Genomic DNA, 12,034 nt, shown 5'->3' on the forward strand with positions numbered 1-12,034 from the left:
CTTTGCCACCCCTAATTCTAAGAGGTGCAAAGTGTTCAAAAAATTCCTGCCGTTGCTGGCACTGATCGCCGCCCCCGTTTTTGCCAAACCCCTGCTGACTGTTTATACCTACGACTCCTTTGCTGCCGACTGGGGGCCAGGGCCTGCGGTGAAAAAAGCCTTTGAGGCTGACTGTAATTGCCAGCTGAAATTCGTGGCGCTGGAAGATGGCGTTTCGCTGCTCAACCGCCTGCGGATGGAAGGTAAAAACAGCAAAGCTGACGTGGTTCTGGGACTGGATAACAACCTTCTGGAAGCTGCCGCGCAGACTAAATTATTTGCGCCGAGCAAAACAGACATTAGCGCGTTGAAGATCCCTGGCGGCTGGACAAACGACACTTTCGTTCCCTTCGATTACGGCTATTTCGCTTTCGTCTACGATAAAAACAAACTGAAAAACCCACCGAAAAGCCTGAAAGAACTGGTCGAAAGTGACCAACAATGGAAAGTGATTTATCAGGACCCGCGCACCAGCACACCAGGCCTGGGCCTGCTGCTGTGGATGCAGAAAGTGTATGGCGATAAAACGCCTGAAGCCTGGGCAAAGCTTGCGAAGAAAACGGTCACCGTCACCAAAGGCTGGTCCGAGGCTTATGGCCTGTTCCTGAAAGGTGAAGGCGATTTAGTGATGAGCTACACCACCTCTCCGGCTTATCACATTATTGAAGAGAAAAAAGATAACTATGCTGCGGCTAATTTTAGCGAAGGGCATTATTTACAGGTGGAAGTGGCCGGACGTCTGGCATCCAGCAAGCAGCCTGAACTGGCTGAAAAATTCATGAAATTTATCACTTCACCGGGCTTCCAGAACACTGTGGCCACCGGCAACTGGATGTATCCGGTGACCGATGTGAAATTGCCTGAAGGATTTAACGGGCTGGTCAAACCGAACAACACGCTGGAATACAGCGCCGCAGAAGTGTCTAAACAACGCGCCAACTGGATTAGCGAATGGCAACGCGCCGTCAGCCGCTAATTCCCGGCTGGCTGATTCCAGGGCTATGTGCCGCCACACTGGTGGTAGCCGTAGCCCTGGCGGCTTTTATGGCGTTGTGGTTTAACGCGCCACAAACCGATATCCGTGCGCTGGTGCAGGATAGCTATTTGTGGCACGTGCTGCGTTTCTCTTTCTGGCAGGCGTTTCTCTCAGCAAGCCTTTCCGTGTTCCCGGCTATTTTCCTCGCTCGCGCCCTGTATCGCCGCCACTTCCCCGGGCGCGTTGCGCTGTTACGCCTGTGCGCAATGACGCTGGTTCTGCCCGTGTTGGTAGCGGTATTCGGGATTCTGACAGTGTATGGGCGCGAAGGCTGGCTGGCCGTGTTGTGCGCAAGGCTTGGCATCGAATGGAGTTTCTCGCCTTACGGCCTGAAGGGCATTCTACTGGCCCACGTCTTTTTCAACTTACCGATGGCAACACGCCTGCTGCTACAGGCACTGGAAAATATCCCCAACGAACAACGCCAGGTTGCTGCGCAACTGGGCATGCAAGGCTGGAATTTCTTCCGTTTTGTCGAGTGGCCGTGGTTGCGCCGCCAAATTCTGCCCGCTGCGGCACTGATTTTTATGCTCTGTTTCGCAAGCTTTGCCACCGTGCTGTCGCTGGGCGGCGGCCCGCAGGCGACCACTATCGAGCTGGCTATCTTCCAGGCGCTGAGTTACGACTACGACCCCGCACGGGCGGCTCTGCTCGCCGTGGTGCAGATGGTTTGCTGTTTGGGTCTGGTGCTGATGAGCCAGCGGCTGAGCAGAGCCATTTCAGCCGGCGTCAGCCAAATGCAAAGCTGGCGTGATCCGCAAGATAACCTGCCCCGCAAACTGTGCGACGGGCTACTCATCATCCTTGCTCTCTTGCTGTTATTACCGCCGCTGCTGGCAGTAATCATTGATGGCATCAATAGTGGCTTTAACAGCGTGTTGTCGCAACCGGTACTGTGGCAGGCATTATTTACCTCGTTAAGAATTGCGGTTGGCGCTGGGTTAATAAGCGTGGTCATCACGGTGATGTTGCTGTGGAGCTCGCGGGAATTGCGCCTGCGCAACCGCGCTTTTGCAGGCCAGGCGCTGGAGCTCAGCGGTATGTTGATTCTGGCGATGCCGGGTATCGTGCTGGCGACCGGCTTTTTCCTGCTGCTCAATAACACCGTGGGCCTGCCGCAATCCGCCGATGGCATTGTGATTTTCACCAATGCGTTGATGGCAATTCCCTACGCGCTAAAAGTGCTGGAAAACCCGATGCTGGATGTCGCAGAACGCTACAACAAGCTGTGCCAGTCGCTGAACATTACTGGCGTAAACCGTCTGCGTTACATTGAGTTGCGTGCACTCAAGCGCCCACTGGCACAAGCACTGGCGTTTGCCTGCGTGCTGTCGATTGGTGATTTCGGCGTGGTGGCGTTGTTCGGCAATGAAGATTTCCGCACGCTGCCGTTTTATCTCTATCAACAAATTGGTTCATATCGCAGCCAGGATGGTGCCGTTACCGCGCTTGTCCTGCTGATACTGTGCTTTGCTTTATTCACATTGATTGAAAAACTTCCGGGACGCTATTCCCAAAATGATTCGGGTTGCAGGAAGGCGGCAAGTGAATGAAGACTGGGAACATAGAAAACTATGTTACCTGGATGAATGAAAGCAGCCAACACACCTGCAACTTGAAGGATGAAGGGAATGCTAACGCTAACTGATGTAACCTGGCTCTATCACCATTTGCCGATGCGTTTTTCGATGAAGATTCACGCTGGAGAACGCGTTGCAGTACTGGGGCCTAGCGGCGCGGGGAAAAGTACGCTGCTCAGTTTGATTGCCGGGTTTCTGACGCCCGCCAGCGGGCAGATTATGCTGCATGGCGAAGACCATACCCGCACGGCTCCCGCGCAACGTCCGGTTTCAATGCTCTTCCAGGAGAACAACCTTTTCACGCATCTGACGGTGCGGCAAAACATTGGCCTGGGGTTGAATCCTGGCCTGAAGCTCAATGCCACACAACAGGAACGGCTGAAAACGATTGCCGGGCAAATGGCGATCGGCGAACTGCTCGACCGCCTGCCGTCGCAACTTTCTGGCGGCCAGCGGCAACGTGTCGCCCTCGCCCGTTGTCTGGTGCGCGAACAACCTATTTTACTGCTGGATGAACCGTTTTCGGCACTCGACCCGGCGCTGCGCCAGGAAATGCTCCAGTTGCTTGATGACTTATGCCGACAGCAACAACTGACGCTAATCATGGTGTCACACAGTATTGAAGATGCGGCGCGGATAGCCGAAAGAAGCCTGGTGGTGGTCGATGGCCGTATCGCCTGGGATGGCGACACAGCGACCTTATTGAGCGGAGAAGCCAGCGCATCTGCGTTATTGGGGATAAATGTTAGGAATTAATGTTGCCCGGTAAGCACTTTCCATAAAATGCTACGGTAAATCGGCATCATCGGGTGCATCTGAATCGCGACAAAACTACCAATCGCCAGAGCCGTTATGGCTGGTGCCAGCCAGTGCAAACGCGCTCGTGGTAAATATTTGGTCAAGCTATCCTGACCCGCTTTACCGCTTCGCCACCAGCGCCAGCACAACCATGCCGCCAGCCAGATAACCAACGCCACCAGCAACAACAGCCATTTAAAGCTGCCGCTTTGCATATCCGCAGGAATATCAATCGCCGCACCCGCCAGAATCCCCGGTAGAAAATAGATCGGCGGCCAGAAGATACAGCCAATAATATTCGGCACGATAAATTTAGAAACCGGCAGGTCTAACATGCCCGCCACCATGGGTACCAGCGGGCGCGTCGGGCCAACAAAGCGGCCAACCAGGATGGTAAACATGCTGTGCTGATGCAGCGCATGTTCGGTTTTATCCAGCAGCGCCTTGTTCTTTTTCATAAACGACCAGCGATGCAACGGCGCTTTGAAACGCCCACCCAGCCAGAACGAAATCCAGTCCCCCAACAGGCAACCGACAACCCCCGCAGCCCAGGCGTTATAGAAACCGACCTGGCCGCCGCCAATTAGCGCACCCAAGCCTGCCATCATTACGGTACCCGGCAAGATAAGTCCGACCAGCGCCAGTGATTCCAGGAAGGCCACCAGCATCACCGCAAAAAGCGAATATGCCACTGACTGAGTAATAAAGTGTTCCAGCAAAGCTTCCATAAATCATCCGTCAAGTAACGAGTTGGCGATTCTCCTGAGTGTGATGAGAGGCGTCAAGCCAAGTTTTGTTTGACCCAATTATAGTAATCATTCACATCCTGCACGAAACTCACTCGGGCTGGCACCCGTACATTTCTTAAAGACGCGCGAAAAATAGAGCTGATCTTCAAAACCGACATTACGCCCTACGCTGGCAATTGGCATACGAGTGGTGCTCAGCAACAATTTGGCCTGAAGAATGCGTTGATCCTCACGCCAGCTCAACACACTGACACCCAGTTGCTGGCGGAACAAATGCGACAAGCGTGACGGCGACAAACAGACGTGCTGCGCAACGCTGGCAATATCAAAATGGTGATCGGCCAGATGGTCGCTGATGTACTGGCAAGCATCGCGGACGCGGTTATCCAGCGGTGGATTGAGTGATGCGTTCAGCACTTCCATGCGCCGTAACAGTAGTTGCTCTAACAGGTTAATCGCCAGTAATTCGGCATAGCGCCCTTCCGCCTGTCCGGCTTCAATAATTTGCCCAAACAACTGGGAAAAACTTTGCTGGTGGGCGTCATCCGGGCGGAAAAAACCGGTGTGTGCGAAGATAGGATCCCAGTTTAACCACTCCTGCCAATAAGCCCGTGGGCGGAAGTAAACCCACTGGTGATACCACTCTTTGCTGTCCGGTGCGCGGCCATAGTGGTGCACTTCCCCCGGTGGAAACAGCAGAATATCCCCAGGGCGGCAGACATAGTTTTTCCCCTGATTATTGATAACCCCTTCACCCCGCACCGTTAAATTCAGGATGTAACCTTTCATTCCTAATGGCCGGTCGATGAAAAAATCCAAAGGCCCTTCAGCTTCTATCGGCGTTAATCCGGCGACTAAGTGGGCGTTAAAAGAGTACCCCGGCAACAAGGGATCATTTTGCAATTCAGGCATCAATAAGCTCACTTTTCAATTGAGTCACAGAAACAATTTGTCCATATCCGTGCTATTCCTTGCCAGGACAACACTGTCTGAACCGTAAACCGTCAGATTTTCATCATAAAGCCGCAACTTACCTGAACCGGTGCTTTTTACCTGGCAATCGAGGACTTTTGTGAAGATAACCAAAGTGTTTATAAAAGTAGCAGAAATGTCCACATCGATTATTTGCGGAGCGTCACACTTCTCAACGGCACAGCACATTTCTCCATAACTTCAGCGAATACGACCTGACTGTTTTCCGGCATAAAAACTAATGTCATTTGCATAGATAACCAGGTCAGGGAGTTAAAAAATGTCGATTGCGCTGGGCCTCGATTTTGGCAGTGATTCAGTTCGCGCTTTAGCCGTAGATTGTGAAAGCGGTGCCGAACTGGCGACAAGCGTGGAATGGTATCCGCGCTGGCAAGAAAGCCAATATTGCGATGCCGCCAATAACCAATTTCGCCACCATCCACGGGATTACATTGAATCCATGGAGCAGGCGGTAAAAACCGTTCTCGCAGAACTGACCGCTGAACAACGCGCCCGAGTTTGTGGCATTGGCGTCGACAGCACCGGCTCAACTCCCGCGCCGATTGATGCTAACGGCCATGTTCTGGCGCTGACGCCAGAGTTTGCCGACAACCCCAACGCCATGTTTGTGCTGTGGAAAGACCACACTGCCGTTGAAGAAGCCGAAGCGATTACTCACTTATGCCACCAGCCTGGGAAAAATGACTATTCCCGTTACATCGGCGGTATTTATTCCAGCGAATGGTTCTGGGCAAAAATCCTGCACGTCACCCGCGCTGACCCAAAAGTGGCACAGGCTGCGGTGTCGTGGATTGAACTGTGTGACTGGGTTCCGGCGCTGCTTTCCGGCACTACTCGCCCGCAAGATATTCGCCGTGGCCGCTGTAGTGCCGGGCATAAATCTTTGTGGCATGAAAGCTGGGGTGGCCTGCCTCCGGCCAGTTTCTTTGATGAATTAGATCCGTTGATTAACCAGAATCTGGATTACCCGATGTTCAGCGAAACCTGGACTGCGGATATTCCGGTCGGCACGCTTTGCTCTGAATGGTCTGAGCGTCTTGGCCTGCCACAAAACGTGGTGATTTCCGGTGGTGCGTTTGACTGCCATATGGGTGCCGTTGGCGCGGGTGCACAGCCCAACACGCTGGTGAAAGTGATTGGCACCTCGACTTGCGACATTTTGATTGCCGACAAACCGACCGTTGGCGAGCGCGCAGTGAAAGGAATTTGTGGGCAAGTCGACGGCAGCGTGGTGCCCGATTTTATTGGTCTTGAAGCCGGGCAATCGGCATTTGGTGATATCTACGCCTGGTTTGGACGCGTACTGGGTTGGCCGCTGGAACAACTGGCGCAACAGCACCCTGAACTGCGTGAACAAATTAATGCCAGCAAGAAGCAATTGCTGCCCGCACTGACAGAAGCCTGGGCGAAAAACCCTTCACTTGAACATCTGCCAGTGGTGCTCGACTGGTTTAATGGCCGCCGCACCCCAAATGCCAATCAGCGTCTGAAAGGCGTAATTACCGATTTGAACCTTGCCACCGATGCGCCAGCGCTGTTCGGCGGGCTGATTGCCGCTACCGCATTTGGTGCCCGCGCGATCATGGAGTGTTTCACCGAACAAGGGATCCCGGTCACCAACGTGATGGCGCTTGGTGGGATCGCCCGTAAATCCCCCGTGATCATGCAGGTGTGCTGTGACGTGCTGAATCGCCCATTGCAGATCGTCGCTTCGGATCAGTGTTGTGCATTAGGCGCGGCCATTTTTGCCGCCGTTGCCGCAGGCGTTCACGAGGATATTTCCACCGCGCAACAAGCGATGGCCAGCCAAATCGAAAACACCTTGCAGCCTATCCCGCAACGCGCCGAACGCTTTGAACAACTTTACCGCCGTTATCAGCAGTGGGCTGTTAGCGCCGAACAACATTATCTCCCTTCAGCCCCCGCAGCGGTGACTCCCGCAGCCCAGGCCACAGTGACCCATTAAGGACATAACGATGAACATTTTTGAACAATATGAAGTGTGGTTTGTAATTGGTAGCCAGCATCTTTACGGCGCGGAAACATTGCGTCAGGTGAATCAACACGCCGAGCAAGTGGTGAATGCACTCAATAAAGAAGCCAAACTGCCATGCAAACTGGTGCTGAAACCTTTGGGAACCACGCCTGACGAAATTACCGCTATCTGCCGCGATGCGAGTTACAGCGATAAATGCGCGGGCATGGTGGTGTGGCTGCATACCTTCTCGCCTGCCAAAATGTGGATCAATGGCCTGAGCATTCTCACCAAGCCGCTGCTGCAATTCCACACCCAGTTCAATGCGCAGATCCCATGGGGCAGCATTGATATGGACTTTATGAACCTGAACCAGACCGCGCACGGCGGCCGCGAGTTCGGCTTTATCGGCGCTCGTATGCGCCAGCAACACACCGTGGTAACCGGCCACTGGCAGGATCCGCAAGCCCATCAACGCATTGGTTCGTGGATGCGCCAGGCAGTGTCTAAACAAGATACTCGCCAACTCAAAGTGGTGCGTTTCGGCGACAATATGCGTGAAGTTGCCGTCACTGACGGCGACAAAGTAGCAGCGCAGATGAAGTTTGGTTTCGCGGTGAACACTTATGCAGTGGGCGACCTGGTGCAAGTGGTGAATGCCGTCAGCGACGGTGACGTTAACGCATTAGTCGATGAGTACGAAAGCAGCTACCGCCTGAGCGCCGCTGCACAAATCAACGGCGACAAACGCCAGAATGTGATTGATGCTGCACGCATCGAATTGGGGATGAAACAGTTCCTCGTACAAGGCGGATTTAGCGCCTTTACCACCACCTTTGAAGACCTGCACGGCCTGAAACAGCTTCCAGGTCTGGCAGTGCAACGCCTGATGCAGCAAGGCTACGGCTTTGCGGGCGAAGGCGACTGGAAAACCGCAGCCCTGCTGCGCATCATGAAAGTGATGTCGACGGGTCTGGAAGGCGGCACCTCTTTCATGGAGGACTACACCTATCACTTCGAAAATGGCAACGATATGGTGCTCGGCTCCCACATGCTGGAAGTTTGCCCGTCGATCGCCATTGCAGAAAAACCGATTCTTGATGTGCAGCACTTAGGGATCGGCGGAAAAGAAGATCCTGCGCGTCTGATCTTCTCCACAAAAACTGGTCCGGCGCTGAACGCCAGCCTTATCGATCTCGGCGATCGTTTCCGCTTGCTAGTGAACTGTGTTGATACCGTTGAAGCACCGCATCAGTTGCCGAAACTGCCGGTCGCCAACGCGCTGTGGAAAGCCCAACCGGATCTGCCAACCGCTTCTGAAGCGTGGATCCTGGCAGGCGGCGCGCACCACACGGTATTCAGCCAGTCACTGACGCTTGACGATATGCGCCTGTTCAGCGAACTGCACGGTGTTGAGCTGACGGTGATTGATAACGACACTCGCCTGCCTGCGTTTAAAGATTCGCTGCGCTGGAACGAGGTTTATTACAGCTTCAAACGCTAAGGCGTTTTGCCCCTCACCCCGGCCCTCTCCCCAAAGGGGCGAGGGAGGAAAGAAAGTCCCCTCTCCCTGGGGAGAGGGTGAGGGGAAATCCCGGAGAACGATATGTTAGAACAACTCAAACGCCAGGTACTTGAAGCTAATCTCGCGCTACCTAAACATAATCTGGTGACGCTGACCTGGGGTAATGTCAGCGCAGTCGATCGTGAACGCGGCGTGCTGGTGATCAAACCTTCCGGCGTTGATTACAGCATCATGACCGCCGAAGATATGGTAGTGGTGAGCCTCGAAACCGGTGAAGTGATTGAAGGGAATAAAAAACCGTCTTCCGACACCCCGACTCACCGTTTGCTGTACCTGCAATTTCCGCACATCGGCGGCATTGTCCACACCCATTCACGCCACGCGACCATTTGGGCGCAGGCTGGGCAATCAATCCCCGCTACCGGCACCACTCACGCGGATTACTTCTACGGCACCATTCCTTGCACCCGCAAAATGACTGATGAAGAGATCAATGGTGATTACGAGTGGCAAACCGGCGAAGTGATCGTAAAAACCTTTGCCGAACGTGGAATCGACGCCGCACAAATGCCTGGCGTGCTGGTGCATTCCCACGGCCCATTCGCCTGGGGCAAAGATCCGGTCGATGCGGTGCATAACGCAATCGTTCTGGAAGAAGTGGCGTATATGGGCATATTCTGCCGCCAACTCGCACCAGAATTATCCGATATGCAGCAAACGCTGCTCGATAAACATTATTTGCGTAAACATGGTGCGAAGGCTTATTACGGGCAGTAAACCGCTGTACATAAAATCAGTAATCCTGCTTAAAGTGGTCTATAATCAGACCACTTTTTCTTGATGAGAATGCAGCGTGTCACAAGCCCGCTCTGGTTTTTTGCTAACGCGACATTGGCGAGATACACCGCTCGGTACTGAAGTTGATTTTTGGCTGGCAACAGACGATGGTCCGGTTATGGTGCGTCTGCCGCGCCAGGAATCGGTCGCGTTTATTCCTCAGTCGCAACAGTCTGAAGCCATGCGCTTGCTCGCAAATGAAAGCCAGTACCGGCTCACGCCGCTGCCCCTCACAGACTTTCACCGTCAGCCCGTCTGTGGCCTTTATACCCGCCAGCATCGCCAACTCATGCGTATCGAGAAGCTGCTGCGCGATGGCGGTGTCAAGGTTTATGAAGCCGATATTCGTCCGCCAGAGCGCTTCCTTATGGAGCGTTTTATTACCGCGCCAGTCTGGTTTAGCGGTGAGTCGCAAAATAATCTGGTGGTTGATACTAAGCTGAAACCCGCACCGGACTACCGCCCACCGCTGAAATGGGTGTCGCTGGATATCGAAACCAATCGTCATGGCGAGCTGTATTGCATCGGCCTTGAAGGGTGCGGGCAGCGCGTTGTGTACATGCTTGGTCCGGAAAATGGTGACGCCAGCGGGCTCGATTTTACGCTGGAATATGTCGCCAGCCGCCCGCTGCTGATTGAAAAGCTTAATAACTGGTTTGCACAGCACGATCCCGATGTGCTGATCGGCTGGAATGTCGTGCAGTTTGATTTGCGTGTATTGCAAAAAATGGCGGATCGCTATCAAGTCCCGCTGCGTCTTGGGCGTGAGAACAGTTTGCTGGAATGGCGAGAGCATGGCTTCAAGCAAGGTGTGTTTTTCGCACAAGCCGCCGGACGGGTGATTATCGATGGTATCGAAGCGCTGCGATCTGCCTTCTGGAATTTCTCATCGTTCTCCCTGGAGACCGTTTCCCGCGAACTGCTCGGCGAAGGCAAAGCGATTGATAACCCGTGGCAACGAATGGACGAAATTGACCGCCGTTTTGCCGAAGATAAGCCGGCACTGGCGAAATACAATCTGAAGGATTGTGAACTGGTGACGCGGATTTTTCACAAAACAGAACTGATGCCATTTTTACTCGAGCGGGCAACCGTTAACGGCTTACCGCTCGACCGGCATGGCGGGTCCGTCGCCGCTTTTGGTCATCTTTATATACCACGGATGCACCGCGCCGGTTACGTTGCCCCAAATCTTGGCGAAGTGCCACCGCAAGCCAGCCCCGGCGGTTATGTGATGGACTCTCGTCCGGGTCTTTACGACTCGGTATTAGTACTGGATTACAAAAGTCTTTACCCGTCGATTATTCGCACTTTTCTTATCGATCCTGTTGGCCTGGTTGAAGGTATGGCGCACCCGGAACCAGAGCATTCCGTTGACGGCTTTTTGGGGGCACATTTTTCCAGAACGAAACATTGCCTGCCGGACATCGTCGGGCAAATCTGGTCAGGCCGTGACGAGGCAAAACGTCATGGCAATAAGCCGTTATCGCAAGCGCTGAAAATTATCATGAATGCTTTTTATGGCGTGTTAGGCACCAGTGCCTGCCGTTTCTTTGATCCTCGTCTGGCCTCGTCGATCACCATGCGTGGGCATCAGATCATGTTGCAAACCAAGGCGTTGATCGAATCTCAGGGTTATGACGTGATTTACGGTGATACAGATTCCACTTTCGTGTGGCTAAAAAAAGCACATTCAGAAGATGATGCTGTGCGTATCGGCAACGAATTGGTTGAGCATGTCAATGTGTGGTGGAAAGCGCATCTGCAAGAAACGCAGCAGGTAGACAGTAAGCTTGAACTGGAATTTGAGTCGCATTTTTGCCGCTTCTTAATGCCGACGATTCGCGGTACCGTTGAAGGCTCCAAAAAGCGCTATGCCGGGATGATTCAGGAAAATGATCGGCAACGCATGGTGTTTAAAGGGCTGGAAACTGTACGCACTGACTGGACGCCACTGGCGCAGGCATTCCAGAAAACCCTTTATTTACGGATTTTCCGTAACGAACCGTATCAGGATTATATCCGCGAAACTATTGCCAGTTTGATGGCGGGTGAGCTGGATGACCAATTGATTTACCGTAAACGCCTGCGTCGTCCGCTAAGTGAATATCAAAAAAATGTACCGCCGCATGTGCGGGCTGCACGCCTCGCAGATGAGCATAATCAACGGCTTGGCCGCGCGCCACAGTATCAGAACCGTGGGACTATCAAGTACGTGATCACCACTAACGGCCCTGAGCCAGTGGATTACCAGCAATCCCCTCTGGACTATGATCATTACCTGACTCGCCAGCTCCAACCGGTGGCCGAAGGAATTTTACCTTTCCTTGAAGATGACTTTGCTACACTGATGACAGGGCAATTAGGGCTATTTTGACGGTGACGAATGCGCTCCCTTCCAGTACCATAGCGCCCTCCTGAAGTACCCTTAAATCTACTTTTAGACAACCGCTCCCTTTTCTGTGCGGTCGTTATGCTATTGCCTGCAAATCTTAGTAACTG

At 53.3% G+C, this 12,034-nt stretch carries 9 protein-coding genes; 7 read left to right on the forward strand and 2 right to left on the reverse strand.

The features are described from left to right. The first annotated feature begins 31 nt into the window (after positions 1–31). The 3 genes from thiB (at position 32) to thiQ (ending at position 3,411) form a co-directional block, all read left to right on the forward strand. On the forward strand, positions 32–1,015 hold the full coding sequence (thiB, locus tag EC843_RS10595; RefSeq protein ID WP_064543509.1) for a thiamine ABC transporter substrate binding subunit: 984 nt from the start codon (positions 32–34) through the stop codon (positions 1,013–1,015). Then, positions 991–2,628, forward strand: coding sequence for a thiamine/thiamine pyrophosphate ABC transporter permease ThiP (gene thiP / locus EC843_RS10600; protein WP_133522224.1), 1,638 nt, complete (start codon positions 991–993; stop codon positions 2,626–2,628). Before thiB ends, thiP begins: the two co-directional genes overlap by 25 nt. A 78-nt stretch (positions 2,629–2,706) precedes the next feature. Next, positions 2,707–3,411, forward strand: coding sequence for a thiamine ABC transporter ATP-binding protein ThiQ (gene thiQ / locus EC843_RS10605; protein WP_064543506.1), 705 nt, complete (start codon positions 2,707–2,709; stop codon positions 3,409–3,411). Here thiQ and EC843_RS10610 read toward each other — a convergent pair. Next, entirely contained in the window at positions 3,408–4,181 is a 774-nt protein-coding gene (locus EC843_RS10610) for a DedA family protein (RefSeq protein ID WP_064543504.1), read from the reverse strand. The two genes, thiQ and EC843_RS10610, sit on opposite strands and share 4 nt — an antisense overlap. Before the next feature lie 87 nt (positions 4,182–4,268). Continuing rightward, entirely contained in the window at positions 4,269–5,114 is an 846-nt protein-coding gene (araC, locus tag EC843_RS10615; RefSeq protein ID WP_064543502.1) for an arabinose operon transcriptional regulator AraC, read from the reverse strand. Positions 5,115–5,454: 340 nt separating this feature from the next. Between araC and araB the strand changes: the two genes are divergently transcribed. From araB to polB, 4 genes are all read left to right on the forward strand, one after another. Beyond that, on the forward strand, positions 5,455–7,161 hold the full coding sequence (gene araB / locus EC843_RS10620) for a ribulokinase (RefSeq protein ID WP_133522225.1): 1,707 nt from the start codon (positions 5,455–5,457) through the stop codon (positions 7,159–7,161). Between the two features lie 10 nt (positions 7,162–7,171). Beyond that, positions 7,172–8,674, forward strand: coding sequence for an L-arabinose isomerase (araA, locus tag EC843_RS10625; protein WP_133522226.1), 1,503 nt, complete (start codon positions 7,172–7,174; stop codon positions 8,672–8,674). Between the two features lie 102 nt (positions 8,675–8,776). Next, complete coding sequence (gene araD / locus EC843_RS10630) at positions 8,777–9,472, forward strand: L-ribulose-5-phosphate 4-epimerase (protein WP_133522227.1); 696 nt, start codon at positions 8,777–8,779, stop codon at positions 9,470–9,472. Between the two features lie 76 nt (positions 9,473–9,548). Then, positions 9,549–11,909, forward strand: coding sequence for a DNA polymerase II (gene polB, locus EC843_RS10635; protein WP_133522228.1), 2,361 nt, complete (start codon positions 9,549–9,551; stop codon positions 11,907–11,909). Positions 11,910–12,034 lie beyond the last annotated feature (125 nt).

This window comes from Buttiauxella sp. JUb87 (assembly GCF_004361975.1).
In the GTDB taxonomy this organism is placed as follows: Bacteria; Pseudomonadota; Gammaproteobacteria; order Enterobacterales; family Enterobacteriaceae; genus Buttiauxella; species Buttiauxella ferragutiae.